Raw genomic sequence first — 18,367 nt, forward strand, 5'->3', positions numbered from 1 at the left:
GTAGGTGACCTCCAGGGTCAGTGCGCCTTGTCGTAGGCGGCCTGGACCTCGGCGGAAATGCGCCCGCGATCGCTCACCTGGTGACCATTGGAACGCGCCCACTCCCGCACGTCGGCCAKGTCACGCTTGCCGGTGCCCCGGCTGGCGGCGGCCGGTCGACCAGCGGCACGGCGGCCGGCGGCGCGACGGGCGTGACCGACATACTGCGCCAGCGCATCGCGCAGGGCCGCGGCGTTCTTCGCGTTGAGGTCGATCTCGTACGTGACGCCGTCGAGGGCGAAGGTCACGGTCTCGTCGGCCTCGGAACCGTCGAGGTCGTCCTCGAGCACGATGTTGACGCGCTGGGCCATCAGGAATCCTTTCCGCAGACATTCTTGTCGAGCCAAACTATCGGTTCACCCAAGAAAGGGGAAATGAATGTCGAACCTATTTGTCGGCGCCTTTTGAATTATCGCGAACGGGTGGGTTCTCAGGGTGATCGGCATCCCACTGGGAATGCGCGAGCCGTTCTTTTCGGTCGCCCTCGATCATGTTCTTGATGACCAGCCAGAAGAGGAAGCCGACCCCGGCCGACGGGATCAGCGCGGCGATGTAGGGCCAGACACCGCTCATCGAGACACCTCGGGCTTCAGGTGGGGGAAGAGGATCGTCTCGCGGATGCTCGCATCGGTGAACAGCATCACGAGGCGGTCGACGCCGAACCCGAGACCACCCATCGGGGGTGCGCCGTACTCCAGGGCCCGCAGGAAGTCCTCGTCGAGCTGCATCGCCTCCGGGTCACCGCCCGCCGCCTTCACCGACTGGGCGGTCAGCACCTCGCGCTGCACCACGGGATCGACGAGCTCGGAGAACCCGGTCCCGCGCTCGACCCCGGCGATGATGAGGTCCCAGGCCTCGATCAGCCCGGGCTCGCTGCGGTGCGGTCGGGCCAGGGGCTGGGCGACGGCGGGGTAGTCACACAGGAACGTGGGCTGCAGGAGGCCGGGCTCGACGAGCTCTCCGAGCAGCTCGAGGAAGACCTTGTCCTTGTCCCACGCGGGGTCGATGGCGACGTCGTGCTTCGCGGCATACCCGCGCAGCGTCTCGACGTCGGTGTCGATCGTGACGACCTCACCCACCACCTCGGACACGCCCTGGTAGACCGGCAGCCAGCGCCACTCGCCGTCGAGGTCGACCGTGCCCGCGGCGGTCGCCACCTGGCGCGAACCCAGCGCGTCGGCCACGCCGAGGTAGACGTCGCGCATCAGGGCGGCGATCGTGGTCTGGTCGCCGTACGCCTGGTAGGCCTCGAGCATCGTGAACTCGGGGCTGTGGGTGGCGTCGACACCCTCGTTGCGGAAGATGCGGCCCATCTCGTAGACCTTGTCGATGCCGCCGACGACAGCCTTCTTGAGGTTGAGCTCCAAGGCGATCCGGAGGGTCATCTCCTGGTCGAACGCGTTCATGTGGGTGCGGAACGGACGAGCCGCCGCCCCACCGTGGACCAGCTGGATGATCGGGGTCTCGACCTCGAGGTAACCCTGCCCCTCCAGCACCCCACGGATCGCGGAGAGCGCGGCTGCCTTGGTGCGCACCATGTCACGCGCCTCCTGGCGCACGATGAGGTCGGCGTAGCGCTGCCGGACCCTGGACTCCTCCGACAGGTCCTTGTGCAGCACCGGCAGGGGACGCAGCGCCTTCGAGGCCATCTCCCACCGCGTGGCCATGACCGAGAGCTCACCGCGACGCGACGAGATGACCCGTCCCTCGACGAAGACGTGGTCACCGAGGTCGACCGTGGACTTCCACTCGGCGAGCGCGTCCGCACCGACCTCGGCGAGGCTGAGCATGACCTGCAGCCGGGTGCCGATCCCCTCCTGGAGGGTCGCGAACGCGAGCTTGCCGGTGTTGCGGATGAAGATGACCCGGCCGGCCACCCCGACGACGTCCTGGGTCTCCTCGCCGGTCTCGAGGTGTCCCCACTGCTCGCGGATTTCTCCCAGCGTGTGGGTGCGCGGCACCGTCACCGGGAAGGCCTGCTTCCCCTCGGCCAGCAACCGGTCCCGCTTGTCGCGACGCACCTGCATCTGCTCGGGCAGGTCGGTGTCACTCACGCTGGTGTCACTCACGCCGGTGGCGGTGGTTTCGGGGGTCTGGCTCACCCGCAAAGGGTACCGACCGGCATACAGTGCCCTGCGCCCAGCCGGTTCGATGTCAACGCGCCGGTGATCGCCGGCGTGTTTACATCGAACCGGGGCGCGTCAGTCGACGAGGTCGAGGGCGAGGTCGAGGATCGGCGAGGAATGGGTCAGCCCGCCGACGGAGAGGTAGTCGACCCCGGTCTCGGCGTACGCGCGGGCGACCTCGAGGGTGAGCCCACCCGTGGCCTCCAGCTCGACCTGCTCACCCGTCGCGCGCACGGCCTCGACCGTCTCGCGCAGGAGCTCCACGGACATGTTGTCGCACAACAGGAACCGCGCCCCGACCTCCACCGACTCGAGCGCCTCCTGCGTCGTCGTCACCTCGACCTGCACGGGGACGTCGGGGAACTGCGCCCGCACCGCGGCATACGCCTTGCTGAGCGAACCCGCGGCGAGCTTGTGGTTGTCCTTGATCATGGCCACGTCGTAGAGGCCCATCCGCTTGTTCGTGCCGCCGCCCGCCCGCACGGCGTACTTCTCCAGCGCCCGCAGCCCGGGCGTCGTCTTGCGGGTGTCGAGGACGGTCGCGCCGGTGCCCTCCAGGCGCTGCGCCCAGGCATGGGTGTGGGTCGCGATGCCGGACAGGCGACAGAGCAGGTTGAGCATGGTGCGCTCCCCCACGAGGGTGACCTGGGTCGAGCCCTCCAGCACCGCGACCACGTCACCCTCGGCCACCACGTCGCCGTCCGCCCGCTGCGTCGTGATGCGCAGGGGCTCCGCGCCGATCCGTCGCGCCACCTCGTCGAAGACCATGGCCACGAGCGGTATGCCGGCCAGCGCGCCACCCTCGCGGGCGACCACGTGTGCGGTGCTCACCTGGTCGACCGGGATCGTGGCCGTCGTCGTGACGTCCACCCCGTCGAGACCGCCGAGGTCCTCGTCGAGGGCCGTGCGGATGACGGCGAGGGCGTCGGTCTCGGGGAAAGCCAGGTCGGTCACGTGAGGTCCTGTTCGGGTACGGGCTCGAAGGTGGGGGTGACGCGCGCGTCGGCACCACGGACGAGCAGGGTGTGGCCGCGCCACCGTGGGTCGACCTGCTCGGGGTGGTCGCTGCGGACGTGCCCACCCCGGGTCTCCTCGCGCAGTGACGCGGCCAGGGTCAGCACCTGGCCGATGTGCAGGAGGTTGGTGGTCTCCCACGACGGGGGGCCGGGCTCGTTCGACGTGGCCGCGAGCGCCAGGTCAGCCAGGGCCGCAGCCGTGGCGGCGAGCGAGGTCGCCGACCGCACCGCCCCGGCACCCTCGGTCATCGCTGCCTGCACCTGCACCCTGGCCGAGCTGTCGAGCAGGGCGGCCTCACCACTGGGAGCGGCGGGGGCCGCCTGCGGGAGGTCACCCCACGCCAGGCGTTCACTGATGTCGTCAGCGATGCGGTGGGCGAAGACGAGTCCCTCGAGCAGCGAGTTGGACGCCAGCCGGTTGGCCCCGTGCACGCCGGTGCACGACACCTCCCCGCAGGCGTAGAGGCCGTCGAGCGAGGACCGCCCGACGAGGTCGGTGCGCACGCCGCCGCYGGCGTAGTGCTGGGCCGGCGCCACCGGCAACAGCTCGGTGGCGGGGTCGAAACCCAGCTCGCGACAGCGGGCGACGATGGAGGGGAAGCGCTCCTCGAGGAACTCGCGACCCAGGTGGCGCGCGTCGAGGAACACGTGGCGCTCACCGGTCTGCTGCATCCGGTCGACGATGGCGCGCGAGACGACGTCCCGCGGGGCGAGGTCGGCCAGGGGGTGGCGGCCCTGCATGAAGCGCACGCCGTCACGGTCGACGAGGAACGCGCCCTCGCCCCGCACCGCCTCGGAGATCAAGGGCTGCTGGCCGCTGGACCCCTCTCCGAGCCAGAGCACCGTGGGGTGGAACTGCACGAACTCGACGTCGGCCAGGACGGCCCCGGCCCGCAGCGCCGCGGCCATGCCGTCCCCGGTCGCGACCGACGGGTTGGTGGTCGCCGAGTACACCTGCCCCAGGCCGCCAGTGGCCAGGACGACGGCGCGGGAGGTGGCCGCACCCACGCCGTCCATCTGCCCTTCGCCGATGACGTGCAGGGTCACGCCGCACACGCGAGACTCGTTGTCCTGCAGGAGATCCACCACGAGGGCGTGCTCGATCACCTCGATGCCGGGGTCGTCCTGCACGCGGTGCAGCGCCGCGATGAGCGCTCGGGAGATCTCCTTGCCCGTGGCGTCACCACCGGCGTGGGCGATCCGGTCCTTGTGGTGCCCGCCCTCGCGGGTCAGCTTGATCTCGCCCTCGGCGTCGCGATCGAACTCCGCACCCAGGGCGACCAGCTCGCGGACCCGTTCGGGCCCCTCGTGGACGAGCGCGGTGACGGCGGCGACGTCGCAGATCCCACACCCGGCGACCAACGTGTCGTGCAGGTGCTCCTCGGGCGAGTCACCCGGGTCGAGCGCCGCGGCGATGCCACCCTGGGCCCACTGGGTGGACCCCTCGTTGAGCACCGTCTTGGTCACCAGCAGCACCCGGTCCACCCGCTGCCGCAGTCGCAGCGCCGTCGTCAGCCCGGCGATGCCGGAGCCGACCACGACCACGTCGGCGGCGGTGCTCCACCCCGGCTCCCCCGCGACGAGTCGGCGCGGGATGACCGGGGACCCGGGCTCGGTCGCCGGCTGGTCAGTCATGGTGACGCCGCGTCACCGCGGAGGTCTTGAGGCCGAACCCGTCCGGGACGTCCCCACCGTCGTGGCCGATCTCGATAATCCGGTTGTGCTCGTCCACGAAGACGACCTGCGGCTCGAAGGTCCGCGCCTCGGCGTCGTCCATCGCGGCATACGCGATGATGATGACGGTGTCTCCCGGTGAGATCAGCCGAGCGGCCGCGCCGTTGATGCACACGATCCCGCTGCCCCGCTCGCCCTCGATCGCGTAGGTCGTGAGCCGGTTGCCGTTGTCGACGTCCACGACGTCCACCTGCTCACCGGGCAGCAGCCCGGCCGCGTCCATGAGGTCGCGGTCGATGGTCAGCGAGCCGACGTAGTGCAGGTCGGCCTGGGTGACGGTCGCCCGGTGGATCTTGGCGTAGAGCATGAAGCGCTGCATCTGCGATCGGCCCTCTGTCTGTCGTGAGGCGGGGTGTTCGTCAGGCGTGGTGTTCGTCAGGCGTGGAGTGAGTCAGGCGTGGAGTGCGTCAGGCACCGGACGAGTCGACGTCGGTGAACACCTCGAGGGCTCCTCCACCGGGGCCGACCGAGATGGGCAGGTTGTCGATGAGGCGGGTCGTGCCGACCCGGCCGGCCACGGCCAGCAAGGCCTCGCCGCGGTACCACTCGGGCACGTCCTCCAGCGTGGAGGGGTGCACGAGGACGAGGTAGTCGATCAGCGCCAGCGGCTCGCGCACGAGCACCGAGCGGGCGGCCCGGCGGATCGCGGACGGGCCTTCCGCGGCAGCTGCGGCACCGGCCTGCAGGGCCCGCGACAGGCACAACGCAGTCTCCCGGTCGGACTCGGTGAGGTAGGTGTTGCGGCTGCTCATCGCCAGCCCGTCGGCCTCGCGCACCGTGGGCACCGACACCACCTTCACGGGGAAGTCGAGGTCGCGGACCATGCGCCGGATCAGCAGGAGCTGCTGGGCGTCCTTTTGGCCGAAGTAGGCCGAGTCGGCTCCCGTGAGGTGGAACAGCTTCGCGACCACCGTCAGCATGCCGTCGAAGTGCCCGGGGCGCGCCTGGCCCTCGAGCACGTTCCCGAGCGGGCCGGCCGAGATGCGCACCCCGGGGTCGCCGTCGCGGTAGATGACGTCAGGGGTGGGCGCGAACACCAGGTCGACCCCGGCCCGCCGGCAGATCTCCATGTCGGAGTCGAACGTGCGCGGGTAGCGCGACAGGTCCTCACGCGGCCCGAACTGCAGCGGGTTGAGGAAGATCGTGACGACCACGTGGGCGGCCCGCTGCCGGGCGGTCTCGATGAGCGTCGCGTGACCCTCGTGGAGCGCACCCATCGTCATGACGACCGCGACGTCGCCGTCAGTCAGCGCCCGGCGCGCGACGTGCAGCTCCTCACGGGTGCGGGCGACCACCGGCTCGACAGGAGGCGCTCCGGTGGTGACGGTCGCACCCCCCGTGGCGGGCGGCATACCGGGCTGTGCGCTCACTTATCGCTCCTGGTCGGTGGCGAGGATGTCCAACAGGGGTTCGGCCACGTGCGGCTTGAGCCGGCCGCTGGCCAGCGCTCGCTCTGCTGTCGCCCTCGCCAACGCCACGTAGGTCGGGCGGATGTCGGGGGTGAGGCTCTGGAGCTGTCGCAGGTGCTCCGCAACGGTACCCGCATCGCCCCGCGCGACCGGCCCGGTGAGGGCAGCGTCACCTGCCCGCAGGGCGTTGTCCAGCGCCGCGGAGACGAGCGGACCCAGCACGCGGGCCGGCGACTCGACCCCCGCGGCGCGCAGGGCCTGGAGGGACTGGGCGATCAGGGTCACCAGGTGGTTCGCGCCGTGGGCCAGGGCAGCGTGGTAGAGCCCGCGGGCGGACTCCTCGATCCAGACCGGCTCGGCCCCGATCTCGAGAACCAGCGCTTCGGCCACGGGACGCAGGGGTTCCGGCGCGGTCACGCCGAAGCAGCACTCGACGAGCCGGTCGAGGTCGAGGCTGGTGCCCGTGAACGTCATGGCTGGGTGCAGGGCGAGCCCGAGGACGTGCTGGTCGAGCGCCGGCTGGTAGACCTCGAGCCCGTGCCGACCGGAGGTGTGGGCGACGAGCTGTCCGGCTTGCCAGGTGCGCGTCGCGGACAGCCCGGCGATGAGGTCGGCCAGGGCGTCGTCGGGCACCGCGAGGACGACCAGCTCGGACCGTCTGACGACCTCCTCCGGCGCGAGCACCGGGGTGCCGGGCAGCAGCCGGGCGGCACGCTCGCGCGACTGCTCGCTGACGCCCGAGACGGCCACGACCCGGTGGCCGACGCGCTGCAGGGCCGCGCCGAGGACGGCGCCGACCCGCCCGGCACCGACCACACCGACGTCAAGGCGTGCGGGACGCTCGTCGGCCGAAGTCACCGGCCCAACCTATCTGCGCCTCCCCGCGAAACGGTGGTTGCCCTGCGAAACGGGCGTCACAGCCCCCGTTTCGCAGAGCAACCACCGTTTCGGCAGCCGGGGTGACGCCCCGACACACAAGGGAGAGTGGTCGCAATAGGTTGGGCGGGTGACCCCGGTGGCGTGGCAGGTGGCGTGGCAGGAGGCTCTCTACGGCGACCGCGGCTTCTACCGCTCGCCGGCCGGCCCGTCGGGCCACTTCAGCACCGCGACCCACGGCGGGACCGGCAAGGTCCTCGGCGCCGCCCTGGCTCATCTGGCGCGCGAGAACGGCCTGACTCACGTCGTCGACGTCGGCGCGGGCCGGGGAGAGCTGCTGGCCCACCTGCGGTCCGCCGACGCGAGCCTGCGGCTCACCGGGGTGGACGTGGTGCACCGACCGACCGACCTCGACGCCGCCACGGCGTGGCACGTCGCCCCTGGCGGACCAGACCTCCCCGACGAGCTGCGCCACCTCGCCGGCGTCCTGGTGGTCGCGCACGAGTGGCTGGACGTCGTGCCGTGCCCGGTCGCCGAGGTCGACGACCGGGGCGTCCTGCGCCAGGTCCTGGTCGACCCGGTGGACGGCATGGAGACCCTCGGCGACCCGCTCGGGACCGACGACCGGGGCTGGGCGGCCGAGCACTGGCCCACTGGGGTCGCCGGCGAGCGCGTGGAGATCGGGCTTCCCCGCGACCTGGCCTGGGCCGACCTCGTGAGCCGGGTCGACCAGGGGCTGGTCGTCGCCGTGGACTACGGCCACCGCGGGGGTGACCGCCCGTCGGCGGGCACGCTCACGGCATACCGGCGCGGGCACCAGGTCGTCCCGGTGCCGGACGGCACGTGCGACCTCACCGCCCACGTCGCGATGGACTCCCTCGACCACGACGAGCTGGTCGACCAGCGCACCGCCCTGCGCGGTCTGGGGGTCGACGGTCGCACCCCTCCGATCGAGCTGGCCAGCGAGGATCCGCAGACCTACCTCCGGGCCCTCGCGGCCGCGTCCTCGGCGGCCGCCCTGGTGGCACCCGGCGGGTTCGGCGACTTCCTGTGGGCCCTCAAGCGCGTGGGCTGACGACCAGCTGCTCGAAACCCCTCAGCACGAACGTCGGCCGCCGCCGCGCCTCGACGACCCGGAGCCCGGGGAAGCGGGCGAGCATGGTGCGCACCGAGATCTCGAGCTCCAACCGGGCCAGCGGCGCGCCGATGCAGAAGTGGATGCCCGCACCGAAGGCGAGGTGGGGGTTGGGGTCGCGGGCCGCGTCGAACCGGTCGGGCTCCACGAAGACGCCGGGGTCGCGGTTGGCGGCGCCGAGCAGGGCAGCGACCTTGTCGCCGGGCTCGAGGGCGACGCCGGCCACCGCGGTCGGCTCCTTCGCGGTGCGTTCGAAGAGGTGCAGCGGCGAGTCATGGCGCAGGAACTCCTCGACCATCCGCGCGACGGCCGCGTCATCGGTGACGTCGAGCGGCTGTCGGTCGGGAGCCGTGAGCCACGAGTGCAGCCCGTTGCCGAAGCCGTTGACGCTCGCCTCGTGACCGGCGTTGAGCAGGAGCACTGCGGTGGCCACCAGCTCGCGCGCCGAGAGCCGGTCCGACCCGTCACGGGCGGTGACGAGGTCGGTCAGGAGGTCGTCGCCGGGCGCCTTCGCGCGCTCCGCCGCGAGCTCCTCGACGTATGCCGCGAACGCGCCGGCTGCCTCGCGGGCCGCCACCTCGTCGGCTTCCGTCCGGTCCACCTCGTACATCCGCACGATCGCCTGCGACCACGGGCGCAGGTGGTGCCGGTCGGCCTCGGGCACCCCGAGCAGCTCGGCGATGACCAGGACAGGCAGCGGCTCGGCATAGTCCTCGATGACGTCGAACTCACCGTCCGGCAGCGCGGCGAGGAGGCCGGCCGCGAGCTGCTCGATCCGCGGGGCGAGCCGCTGCACGTGGCCGCGGCCGAAGGCACCCGCCACCAGTCGGCGGAGCCGGGTGTGCTTGGGCGGTTCGCTGTCGAGGATCGAGTCGGCGTGCAACCAGTTGAAGGTGTCCCAGTCGGTCTCGGGGGTGCGGGGGGCGAAGACGCGGCCCAGGCGCCGGTCGCGCAACACGGCCCCGGCCTCCGCGTGACCGGTCGCCAGCCACATCCCCATCCGGCTGTGCCAGGCCAGCGGCGCGGCCGCGCGCAGGGCGGCCAGGTGGGGGTAGGGGTCTGCGACGGTGGCGGGGTCGGCCAGGTCGAGGAAGTCGGCTGCGTCGACAGGAGACTGGGTCACCTTGGCAGCCTGCCGCAGATGATCCGGTTTTGTCAGGCGCTCCGCGAAGGGCAGACTTGAGAGCTGCTGACACTCGAAAGGACCCCCGTCCCCATGAAGCTCCAGCACCACACGCGCGCGACCAGGGCCGCAGGATCCCTCGCGGCCCTCGCCGCTGCCGTCCTGCTGTCTGGGTGCGGTTCGGACACCCCGGGCTCCGGTGGCAACGTCACGGTGACGGTCACGCCCACCGTCACCGCCACCGGGCCGAGCGCCAGCACGACGGCCTCGGCCCCCAAGACCCCCGTCTCCGACGTCAAGGGCCGCACCTTCGACTTCGGGGTCGTCACGAAGACCGGCACCCTCGGCGGCGTGACCTTCATCGAGCTCGACCGGTGGACCTGGAAGAAGCTCGACGACGCCAAGCTGGCCAAGGACGGCGTGCCCACGGCGCCGTTCAAGGGAGACGTGCCGTACGAGAACCAGAACGCCAAGCTGACCTACACGATCCCGATCGCCGACGGAGCCCGGATCCTCTACCACCACTGCATCGCGGTGGACCAGCCGTTGCAGACCAAGTCGGTCGACGCCGCGGCCCTCACGGGTCTGGCCGACCGCGAGAACACCGTGCTCGTCCAGATCGACGACAAGGGCGCGGCGACCACGATCCAGAACATCCCCGGCTGCCCGGGCTGACGCGGCGCCACCCGGGCGGAGCCGCCGCCACCTAGGCCGAGCCGGCAGCACCGGGCGGAGCCGCCGCGCCCGGCCCGACTCGCGGCATACGGCAGACTGGCGGGGTGACCACCACCGAAGGCCGGCGCGAGCTCACCGTCGGCATGGGCGCCGGCGGTCTGGCCACCGCCGACATGGTGCTCAACATCGGTCCACAGCACCCTGCCACCCACGGCGTCCTGCGACTGCGGATCGTCGTCGACGGCGAGCGCATCGTCTCGGCCGAGCCGATCGTCGGCTACATGCACCGCGGTGCCGAGAAGCTGTTCGAGGTCCGCGACTACCGCCAGATCATCGTCCTGGCCAACCGGCACGACTGGCTCTCCGCGTTCTCGTCCGAGCTGGGGGTCGTGCTCGGTGTGGAGCGGATGCTCGGCATGGAAGTGCCGGAGCGCGCGGTCTGGGCCCGCACGCTGCTGGCCGAGCTCAACCGGGTGCTGAACCACCTGATGTTCCTCGGCTCGTACCCCCTCGAGCTGGGCGCCATCACCCCAATCTTCTACGCGTTCCGCGAGCGCGAGGAGCTCCAGGCGGTCATGGAGGAGGCGTCTGGCGGGCGGATGCACTACATGTTCAACCGGGTCGGCGGGCTCAAGGAGGACCTCCCGGCTGGCTGGCTCGACCGCGTCGCGTATGCCGTGCAGGCAGTGCGCGGGCGGCTGCCCGACCTCGAGGCGCTCATCGTGGGCAACGAGATCCTCGAGGCGCGCACCCGAGGCGTCGGACTCGTCACCGCGGAAACCATTGCGGCGTATGGTGTTTCGGGCCCGATCGCCCGAGCCGCAGGGGTCGACATGGACCTGCGGCGCGACGAGCCGTACCTCGCGTACGCCGAGCTGTTCGCCGACGGCGGTCCCGGACGCGTCGTGACCCGCACGGCCGGCGACTGCCTGGCCCGGCTGGAGGTGCTCCTGGAGCAGGTGCACGTCAGCCTCGACCTCGCCGAGGCCTGCCTCGACCGCCTGCGCACGCTGCCGCAGGGGCCGGTGAACGTGAAGCTGCCCAAGGTGCTGAAGGTGCCCGAGGGAGATCTCTACACCGCTACCGAGAACCCGCTCGGCTTCAACGGCTACTACCTCGTGTCACGCGGGGAGAAGACCCCGTGGCGGCTCAAGCTGCGCTCCGCATCGTTCAACAACGTGGCGGTCCTGGCCGAGGTGCTGCCCGGCAACCTGATCGCCGACATGGTCGCGATCCTCGGCTCGATGTTCTTCGTGGTCGGCGACGTCGACAAGTAGGGCGAGCAAGGGTCAGGGCACCGGGGGTCAGGGTCAGGGCACCGGGGGTCAGGGGCGCTGGTCACGGTCACGGTCACCGGGAGGGTCGACCCGGCACATCCGCTGCGTGAGCATGCCGGCCGTGGTGAGCACCAGGGACGACGCCGTCAGGGCGAGCAGCCGCCAGAGCAGCGACCGGTAACCGGGCAGGTCGACGTCGGCGAGCGCGTGGGCGACCTGCGCGGCATACCAGCCCAGCACGGCCGACCCGGTCAGCGCGGCTGCCTGGGCGAGCACCAGCGTGCGGGCCGCCCGGATCGGGCTGAGCGTCTTGCGGACCTCCCCCCGCAGGAAGCGCCGCACCGGTAGCCCGGCTCCGATGACGAGGACGGCCATGGCGACGAGCAGCACCGCCGAGACCCAGGAGGCCGGTCCGAGGAGGTGTCCGGCGTTGAGGTAGAACCGCCACCCGACCCATGACACCAGACCGACGACGAGGGTGATGGCCACGAGCTGCGACCAGCGCAGCCCACTGCCTTCGTTCACCACGGGCCCTCCAGGAGGTCGACGTCGGGCCCGGGTCGGACGCCGGAGACATCCATGCCGCTGACCAGGTCGGCGACCCTGCGGACCTGTCCGTCGACGCGCAGCACGGCCTCCGAGTCGGCGCTGAGCCACGGCACCAGCACGAAGCCGCGCTCGTGCGCCCGGGGGTGGGGCAGGGTGAGCGTGGGGCTGTCCATCACCACGTCGGTGTCGAAGACGGGGTCGCCGTACTGGATGAGGTCGAGGTCGAGCGTGCGCGGACCCCAGTGCACCTCACGGGTGCGGCCGTGGGCGCGCTCGATGTCGTGCAGCCCCGCCAGCAGCGACGAGGGCGCCAGGTGCGTCGTGCCCGTCACCACGGCGTTGAGGTAGACCGGCTGCTCCGGTCCGCCGACCGGGTCGGTCTCGACCGGCGCCGAGACCTCGATGATGTCGATGAGGCCGTAGAGCGAGATGGCGGCGTCGTGGAGGGTCTCGATCGAGTCGCCGATGTTGGACCCCATCGCGATGACGACGTGGGACTGCCGCTCCCGCGTCACCCGCACCTGCACGTCGGTGAACGGGTGCCCGACCGGGGCCTCGGGCTTGTGCACCACGACCTCCACCGCTTCGACCAGCGGCCTCGCCAGCACGCGGTCGGCGATGCGGGCGGCCAGGGCCTCGATGAGGTCGAGCGGCTCTCCCTCGATGAGCCCCACGACGTCACCGGCGACCTCGGCGTAGTTGACGGTGTCGGTGAGGTCGTCGCTGGCGCCGGCGGGGGCGAGGTCGACGTGCATGGTGACGTCGACGACGAACACCTGACCGTCGCGCTTCTCGAAGTCGAGCACGCCGTGGTGACCCCGGGCCGAGATGCCCTTGAGCACGATCTGGTCGGTCACCGGTGCCCCCCGGTCGCGCTCGGGATCGGGACCGGGGCGAGCGCCACGGTCCGGAGCGTCAGGCGGGCGAGAACGGCGAGCGTCATGGCGGTGGGGGGCATGGCGGCGAGCGTCATGGCGGTGAGCGTCAAGCTGGTGAGGTGGGTGGCGAGCGTCATGGGGCATCCTCGATGGCCTGGGCGACGCGCATCGCGTCGAGGGTCGAGGGTACGTGGTGCACCCGCACCCCCCACGCCCCCAGACGGGCTGCGTGCATCGACGTGGCGGCGGTCGCCACGTCACGGTCGAGCGGCGGTCGTGGGTCGCCACCCGGGGCGACCCCCACCTGGCCGAGGAACGTCTTGCGGGACGTGCCCACCAGGACGGGGTGGTCGAGCTCGAGCAACCGCTCGAGCCCTCGCAGCAGCGACCAGTTGTGGGCGGTGAGCTTGGCGAACCCGAAGCCCGGGTCGAGGACGATCCGGCTCGGCTCGAGGCCACCGGCGACGAGCTGACGAGCCCGCTCGGAGAGCTCGGCAACCACGTCCTCGACCACGTCGTCGTAGACCGCCTTGGACTGCATGTCGACACTGTGCCCTCGCCAGTGCATGGCGATGAACGGCGCCCCGGCGCCAGCCACGATGCCGACCATCTCCTCGTCCGCGAGGCCGCCGCTGACGTCATTGACGATGGCGGCACCGGCCCGGAGGGCTTGCGCCGCCACCTCGGCCCGCATCGTGTCGACGGAGACGAGCGCACCCTCGTCAGCGAGCGCCGACACGACGGGCAGCACGCGGCGGAGCTCCTCCGCCACCGAGGGGCGCTCGGCGCCGGGACGGGTCGACTCGCCACCGACGTCCAGGATGTCGGCACCCTGGGCGATCAGCTCACGGCCGTGCTCGATCGCTGCCGACGGCTCGAACCACTGTCCGCCGTCGCTGAAGGAGTCGGGGGTCACGTTGACCACACCCATCACGACCGGGAGCCCGTCAGCCCGCTGGAGGGGCCACCCGAGGGCGCGGGCGCCCGACGACGCGGTCATGCGCCACCGCCGAGCCGGCCGAGCTTCGGCCACGTGAGGAACGCCTCGGCCTCCAACGCCGCCAGCCCCACCCGGGGCAGGTCCGACCCCGAGGGGTAGACGAGGAAGCGCGGCTGCCACTGCGGCTGGAACTTGGCGTTGAACCGGTACAGGCTCTCGATCTGCAGCCAGCGCGACGCGAACAGCAGCACCCGCCGCCACGCCTTGAGCACCGGCCCGGCGCCGAGCTTGCCACCGCGCTCGAGCACTGACCGGAAGGCCGCGAAGTTGAGCGACACCCGTCGCACACCGAGCCCCGGGGCGGCGGCGAGGGTCTCGGTGATCATGAGCTCGTTGACGCCGGCCTCGGCCGTCGCGTCGCGGCGCATCACGTCGAGGGACATCCCGTCAGGGCCCCACGGGACGAACTGCAGGAACGCGCGCACGACGCCATCCTGCCGTGCCGCCACGAAGACACACTCCGGGTCGGCCTGGTCGAGCAGCCTGCCGAGCGCCATCGAGAACCCTCGTTCGGTCGCGCTCGAGCGCCACGCCGCCGCGTCGGCCAATGCCTTCTCACGCACCTCGGGGGTGACGTCGCGGACGCGGCAGACCTCCACGGCATACCCGGCGCGGGCGACGCGGCCGACCATCTGGCGCACGTTGCGCATGGGCCGCCCGGCGAGGGTGAACGCGGAGGCGTCGACCACCGCCTCATCCCCGAGCTCCAGGGCGGTGAAGCCCGTCTCGCGCACCCACACGTTGCCCGCGTGCTCGGAGCAGCCGAGCACCGCGGGCGTCCAGGCGTGGGCCCGCGCCTCGGCGAGGAACGCCTGGATCGCGCCGGGCCACGCCTCGGGGTCCCCCACGGGGTCGCCGCTCGCGAGCATGACGCCGGAGACGACGCGGTAGGCCACGGCCGACTTGCCGGACGCGGACCACACCACCGACTTGTCACGGCGGGTGTTGAAGTAGGCGAGCGAGTCGCCGTGCCCGACCAGCCGGCGCAGTGCGACCTCGTCCTCGTCGGTCAGCGACGGGCGCGGCTCGGGCGGTCGCAACGCCAGGTAGACGGGCGTCAGGAGGGTCATCAGGCCCAGGGCCAGCAGCAGCGAGCCCACGATGTCGGAGGCGCGGTCGCGGGTGAACACCAGGGGGCCGTTGGCCCCGACCATGCCCAGCCCGAGCTCCTGCACCAGGTCGTTGAGGCGCGGGAAGCCGCCCAGGGTGTCGTTCCGGTTGAGCCACAGCACGAAGGTGCCGATGACCACGGAGGCCACCAGGAGCAGGACGAACGCGCGGACCGCCCGCCACCTCGTCGACGGGTCGCCCAGCGCCCGGAACTCCGCGCGGTAGCGCACGAGCAGGGCCAGCCCCATCAGGGAGACGACGGCCGAGGCTGGTTCGGTCTTGATGACGTGGAGGGCCACCGACAGCGTCAGCAGCGCGACCGCCGCCCGCCAGGCCCGCCGCTTGCGCCGCTTGAGCGAGTGGCCGAGCACGATGAGGAAGATGCCGGAGACGACGGTGGCCGCCGCGGCCGCGTCGGACAGGGCGCCGGGCAGCACCTCGGTGAGCCCGTGCAGGTGGACCCGCCAGGAGTGCAGCAGTCCGGTCAGCAGGTCGAGGGTGCCGACGACGTAGGTGAGCGTGCCGAGCAGCCGTGGCGCCCTCGACGCCGTGAGTATGCCGGGGAGCCGGCTGTTGCTGTTGGCAGGAGGGGTGGGGCGCGCGAGATCGCGTCCGGTCACCGCTTGCCACCCAGCAGCAGCGCCATGGCCTCGGCCCGCGTGGCCGCATCGCGCAGCTGGCCCCGCACGGCTGAGGTGATCGTCCGCGAGCCGGGCTTGCGGATGCCGCGCATCGACATGCACAGGTGCTCGCACTCGATGATCACGATGACGCCCTGCGCGCCGAGGTGCGTGCACAGCGCGTCGGCCACCTGGGTGGTGAGGCGCTCCTGCACCTGGGGCCGGCGGGCATACATCTCCACGAGCCGGGCGATCTTGGAGAGGCCGGTGACGCGGCCGTCCTTGGCAGGGATGTAGCCCACGTGGGCCACGCCGTGGAACGGCACGAGGTGGTGCTCGCACATGGAGTACACCTCGATGTCGCGCACCAGGATCATCTCCTCGTGGTCGATCTCGAACGTCTTGGAGAGCACCTCCGCCGCGTCGAGGGACAACCCCGCGAAGAACTCGCCGTAGGCGCGGGCGACCCGGGCAGGCGTCTCGACCAGGCCGTCCCGGTCGGGGTCCTCGCCGATGGCGATCAGCAGCTCGCGGACCGCCGCCTCGGCACGGGCCTGGTCGACCACGTGCTTCGTGCGCTCAGTGGGCATTCGGATCGACCTGGCCACCCTCGGGGATCTGGATCACCTGGGTGGGCGGGTGCTCCTCCGGAGCCTTCACCGAGCCGGCCTCGGCCGCCTTGTCGATCGCCTCGGCGGTGGCCCGGTCGGTGCCTGCGGCCTCGAGGGGAGCCGACGACCCGTTCTGTGCGGCCCGCTCGGCCGGCGTGAGCACGGGGGGCTGGTCGGACAGGAAGCGGGTCTCGCTCGACAGCCAGGTCGGGCGCAGCGGTCGCTTGCGGATCGGGGCGAAGATCGCCGCGAGCTCCTTGGCGTTGAGGGTCTCGTGCTCGAGCAGGTCGAGGACGAGCTTGTCGAGGATGTCGCGGTTGTCGTTGATGACGTGCCACGCCTCGTCGTGCGCCGCGTCGATGAGCTTGCGCACCTCCTCGTCCACGATGCTCGCGACCTCCTCGGAGTAGTCGCGCTGGTGGCCCATGTCGCGGCCCAGGAAGACCTCGCCCTGCGACTGGCCGAGCTTGATGGCGCCGACCCGCTCGCTCATGCCGAACTCGGTGACCATCTTGCGGGCCATGCCGGTGGCCTTCTCGATGTCGTTGGAGGCGCCGGTGGTGGGGTCGTGGAAGACGACCTCCTCCGCGACGCGACCGCCCATGGCGTAGGAGAGCTGGTCGAGGATCTCGTTGCGCGTGGTGGAGTACTTGTCGTCGGTCGGCATCACCATCGTGTAGCCGAGCGCCCGGCCGCGGGGCAGGATCGTCACCTTCGTCACGGGGTCGAGGTGGTTCATCGCCGCCGCGACGATGGCGTGGCCGCCCTCGTGGTAGGCGGTGATCTTGCGCTCCTTGGCCGACATGATCCGGGTGCGCTTCTGGGGTCCGGCGATGACGCGGTCGATGGCCTCGTCGAGGGCCGCGTCGTCGATGAGCTTGCCGTCGCTGCGGGCGGTCAGCAGCGCCGCCTCGTTGAGGACGTTCGCCAGGTCGGCGCCGGTGAAACCGGGCGTGCGACGGGCGACCGCGAGCAGGTCGACGCCGGTGGCCATCGGCTTGCCCTGGGAGTGCACCTCGAGGATCCGGTGGCGGCCGATCATGTCGGGAGCCTCGACCGCGATCTGGCGGTCGAACCGGCCCGGGCGCAGCAGCGCGGGGTCGAGGATGTCGGGGCGGTTGGTCGCCGCGATGAGGATGACGTTGGTCTTGACGTCGAAGCCGTCCATCTCGACCAGCAGCTGGTTGAGGGTCTGCTCGCGCTCGTCGTGCCCACCGCCGAGTCCAGCGCCACGGTGCCGGCCCACGGCGTCGATCTCGTCGACGAAGACGATCGCGGGTGCGTTGGCCTTGGCCTGCTCGAACAGGTCGCGGACCCGCGACGCACCGACACCGACGAACATCTCGACGAAGTCCGAGCCGGAGATCGAGTAGAACGGCACGCCGGCCTCGCCTGCGACGGCGCGCGCGAGCAGCGTCTTGCCGGTGCCGGGGGGGCCGTACAGCAGGACGCCCTTGGGGATCTTCGCCCCGACCGCCAGGAACTTGGCCGGCTCGGCCAGGAACTCCTTGATCTCGTGGAGCTCCTCCACCGCCTCGTCCGCGCCCGCGACGTCGGCGAAGGTGACCTTCGGGGTGTCCTTGGTGGCGAGCTTGGCCTTGGACTTGCCGAACTGCATGACGCGCGAACCGCCGCCCTGCATCTGGGTCATGAGGAACCAGAACAGGCCCAGCAGGATGATGATCGGCAGGATCGACCCGAGCAGCGAGAGCAGCGGGTTGGTGTCCTTGTTGACCTGGTTGATGCGTCCGGGCGGGGTGTTGTCCTCGAGCAGCTTGATGAAGCTGGGCCCGGCCGCCTCGACGTACTGGGTGCGCACCTTGGTGGCGTTCTTGATGTTCTTGCCGTCGGAGTAGGACTCGCCCTTCTTCAGGTCGAGGTCCACCACCTCGTTGTTCGTGACGACCGCGCGCTCCACCTTCTTGTCGGTGATGAGCTGCTGGGCGGCAGAGGTGTCGATCCGCGTGTAGCCGCCGGCGTCACTAAGGCTGAAGACCATCAGCGTGATCGCGATGACGGCGACGACCCAGAACAGGGGGGCCCGAAGGATGCGCTTGAAATCCATGTGTGTAGCGGGGCTGGCCGCCCCGTTCCTCCTGCTCGCTCACGCTCTGTGCCGTGGCCCGGCCTGGGCACGGCTCTGCCACGACGGTACTACGCGGCACCGGGGTGGTTCGTGCTGGACAACG

General features: G+C 71.4%; 19 protein-coding genes. 3 read left to right on the forward strand and 16 right to left on the reverse strand.

All coding sequences use genetic code 11. The annotated features are described in order from the left end of the window. Positions 1 to 17: 17 nt before the first annotated feature. From AC1DX8_RS14440 to AC1DX8_RS14475, 8 genes are all read right to left on the reverse strand, one after another. The gene (locus tag AC1DX8_RS14440; protein ID WP_477630625.1) at positions 18 to 350 is read right to left on the reverse strand and encodes a histone-like nucleoid-structuring protein Lsr2; all 333 of its coding nucleotides are present in this window, start codon (positions 348 to 350) and stop codon (positions 18 to 20) included. A gap of 76 nt (positions 351 to 426) precedes the next feature. Continuing rightward, positions 427 to 612 carry a lysyl-tRNA synthetase gene (locus tag AC1DX8_RS14445; protein WP_477630626.1) on the reverse strand — a complete coding sequence of 62 codons (186 nt, stop codon included), beginning with the start codon at positions 610 to 612 and terminating at the stop codon, positions 427 to 429. Next, complete coding sequence (lysS, locus tag AC1DX8_RS14450) at positions 609 to 2,066, reverse strand: lysine--tRNA ligase (protein WP_477630669.1); 1,458 nt, start codon at positions 2,064 to 2,066, stop codon at positions 609 to 611. The genes AC1DX8_RS14445 and lysS overlap by 4 nt, the downstream gene beginning before the upstream one ends. Positions 2,067 to 2,240: 174 nt before the next feature. Then, positions 2,241 to 3,119: a carboxylating nicotinate-nucleotide diphosphorylase gene (gene nadC / locus AC1DX8_RS14455; RefSeq protein WP_477630627.1), complete on the reverse strand. Its 879-nt coding sequence runs from the start codon at positions 3,117 to 3,119 to the stop codon at positions 2,241 to 2,243. After that, complete coding sequence (locus AC1DX8_RS14460) at positions 3,116 to 4,816, reverse strand: L-aspartate oxidase (RefSeq protein WP_477630628.1); 1,701 nt, start codon at positions 4,814 to 4,816, stop codon at positions 3,116 to 3,118. The genes nadC and AC1DX8_RS14460 overlap by 4 nt, the downstream gene beginning before the upstream one ends. Next, a complete protein-coding gene (gene panD, locus AC1DX8_RS14465; protein WP_477630629.1) occupies positions 4,809 to 5,234 on the reverse strand; it encodes an aspartate 1-decarboxylase in 426 nt (141 codons plus the stop codon). The genes AC1DX8_RS14460 and panD overlap by 8 nt, the downstream gene beginning before the upstream one ends. An 88-nt stretch (positions 5,235 to 5,322) precedes the next feature. Further along, positions 5,323 to 6,267 (reverse strand): pantoate--beta-alanine ligase, encoded by a 945-nt coding sequence (gene panC, locus AC1DX8_RS14470; RefSeq protein WP_477630670.1) that lies wholly within the window; start codon positions 6,265 to 6,267, stop codon positions 5,323 to 5,325. Between the two features lie 18 nt (positions 6,268 to 6,285). Next, a complete protein-coding gene (locus tag AC1DX8_RS14475; protein ID WP_477630630.1) occupies positions 6,286 to 7,182 on the reverse strand; it encodes a Rossmann-like and DUF2520 domain-containing protein in 897 nt (298 codons plus the stop codon). Positions 7,183 to 7,330: 148 nt separating this feature from the next. Here AC1DX8_RS14475 and AC1DX8_RS14480 point away from each other — a divergent pair, with 148 nt between their 5' ends. Continuing rightward, complete coding sequence (locus AC1DX8_RS14480) at positions 7,331 to 8,275, forward strand: SAM-dependent methyltransferase (protein WP_477630631.1); 945 nt, start codon at positions 7,331 to 7,333, stop codon at positions 8,273 to 8,275. On the opposite strand, the gene AC1DX8_RS14485 is transcribed toward AC1DX8_RS14480, so the two are convergent. Beyond that, positions 8,259 to 9,458, reverse strand: coding sequence for a cytochrome P450 (locus AC1DX8_RS14485; RefSeq protein WP_477630632.1), 1,200 nt, complete (start codon positions 9,456 to 9,458; stop codon positions 8,259 to 8,261). The two genes, AC1DX8_RS14480 and AC1DX8_RS14485, sit on opposite strands and share 17 nt — an antisense overlap. A gap of 93 nt (positions 9,459 to 9,551) precedes the next feature. On the opposite strand from AC1DX8_RS14485, the gene AC1DX8_RS14490 reads away from it, so the two are divergent. Then, positions 9,552 to 10,133 carry a hypothetical protein gene (locus AC1DX8_RS14490; protein WP_477630633.1) on the forward strand — a complete coding sequence of 194 codons (582 nt, stop codon included), beginning with the start codon at positions 9,552 to 9,554 and terminating at the stop codon, positions 10,131 to 10,133. Between the two features lie 143 nt (positions 10,134 to 10,276). Then, the gene (locus AC1DX8_RS14495; protein WP_477630671.1) at positions 10,277 to 11,410 is read left to right on the forward strand and encodes an NADH-quinone oxidoreductase subunit D; all 1,134 of its coding nucleotides are present in this window, start codon (positions 10,277 to 10,279) and stop codon (positions 11,408 to 11,410) included. 48 nt (positions 11,411 to 11,458) lie between these two features. Here AC1DX8_RS14495 and AC1DX8_RS14500 read toward each other — a convergent pair whose 3' ends face one another. Genes AC1DX8_RS14500 through ftsH form a run of 7 tightly spaced genes read right to left on the reverse strand, consistent with a single transcriptional unit; the run spans position 11,459 to position 18,243 of the window. Further along, a complete protein-coding gene (locus AC1DX8_RS14500; protein ID WP_477630634.1) occupies positions 11,459 to 11,935 on the reverse strand; it encodes a DUF3180 domain-containing protein in 477 nt (158 codons plus the stop codon). After that, positions 11,932 to 12,816 (reverse strand): 2-amino-4-hydroxy-6-hydroxymethyldihydropteridine diphosphokinase, encoded by an 885-nt coding sequence (gene folK / locus AC1DX8_RS14505; RefSeq protein ID WP_477630635.1) that lies wholly within the window; start codon positions 12,814 to 12,816, stop codon positions 11,932 to 11,934. Before folK ends, AC1DX8_RS14500 begins: the two co-directional genes overlap by 4 nt. Beyond that, entirely contained in the window at positions 12,813 to 12,974 is a 162-nt protein-coding gene (locus AC1DX8_RS14510; RefSeq protein WP_477630636.1) for a hypothetical protein, read from the reverse strand. The genes folK and AC1DX8_RS14510 overlap by 4 nt, the downstream gene beginning before the upstream one ends. Continuing rightward, complete coding sequence (gene folP / locus AC1DX8_RS14515; protein WP_477630637.1) at positions 12,971 to 13,837, reverse strand: dihydropteroate synthase; 867 nt, start codon at positions 13,835 to 13,837, stop codon at positions 12,971 to 12,973. Before folP ends, AC1DX8_RS14510 begins: the two co-directional genes overlap by 4 nt. Further along, the gene (locus AC1DX8_RS14520) at positions 13,834 to 15,567 is read right to left on the reverse strand and encodes a phosphatidylglycerol lysyltransferase domain-containing protein (RefSeq protein WP_477630638.1); all 1,734 of its coding nucleotides are present in this window, start codon (positions 15,565 to 15,567) and stop codon (positions 13,834 to 13,836) included. The genes folP and AC1DX8_RS14520 overlap by 4 nt, the downstream gene beginning before the upstream one ends. After that, positions 15,564 to 16,157 carry a GTP cyclohydrolase I FolE gene (gene folE / locus AC1DX8_RS14525; RefSeq protein WP_477630639.1) on the reverse strand — a complete coding sequence of 198 codons (594 nt, stop codon included), beginning with the start codon at positions 16,155 to 16,157 and terminating at the stop codon, positions 15,564 to 15,566. Before folE ends, AC1DX8_RS14520 begins: the two co-directional genes overlap by 4 nt. Continuing rightward, positions 16,147 to 18,243: an ATP-dependent zinc metalloprotease FtsH gene (ftsH, locus tag AC1DX8_RS14530; RefSeq protein ID WP_477630640.1), complete on the reverse strand. Its 2,097-nt coding sequence runs from the start codon at positions 18,241 to 18,243 to the stop codon at positions 16,147 to 16,149. The genes folE and ftsH overlap by 11 nt, the downstream gene beginning before the upstream one ends. Between the last annotated feature and the right edge of the window lie 124 nt (positions 18,244 to 18,367).

This window comes from Pedococcus sp. P2_A3, assembly GCF_056405035.1.

Bases quoted from the DNA above. Each gene is read 5' to 3' on its own strand.
- AC1DX8_RS14495 (WP_477630671.1), top strand. From the start codon at position 10,277: ATGGGCGCCGGCGGTCTGGCCACCGCCGACATGGTGCTCAACATCGGT.
- ftsH (WP_477630640.1), bottom strand. From the start codon at position 18,243: ATGGATTTCAAGCGCATCCTTCGGGCCCCCCTGTTCTGGGTCGTCGCC.
- folP (WP_477630637.1), bottom strand. From the start codon at position 13,837: ATGACCGCGTCGTCGGGCGCCCGCGCCCTCGGGTGGCCCCTCCAGCGG.
- AC1DX8_RS14490 (WP_477630633.1), top strand. From the start codon at position 9,552: ATGAAGCTCCAGCACCACACGCGCGCGACCAGGGCCGCAGGATCCCTC.
- AC1DX8_RS14510 (WP_477630636.1), bottom strand. From the start codon at position 12,974: ATGACGCTCGCCACCCACCTCACCAGCTTGACGCTCACCGCCATGACG.
- folE (WP_477630639.1), bottom strand. From the start codon at position 16,157: ATGCCCACTGAGCGCACGAAGCACGTGGTCGACCAGGCCCGTGCCGAG.
- lysS (WP_477630669.1), bottom strand. From the start codon at position 2,066: ATGCAGGTGCGTCGCGACAAGCGGGACCGGTTGCTGGCCGAGGGGAAG.
- panD (WP_477630629.1), bottom strand. From the start codon at position 5,234: ATGCAGCGCTTCATGCTCTACGCCAAGATCCACCGGGCGACCGTCACC.
- panC (WP_477630670.1), bottom strand. From the start codon at position 6,267: ATGCCGCCCGCCACGGGGGGTGCGACCGTCACCACCGGAGCGCCTCCT.
- AC1DX8_RS14445 (WP_477630626.1), bottom strand. From the start codon at position 612: ATGAGCGGTGTCTGGCCCTACATCGCCGCGCTGATCCCGTCGGCCGGG.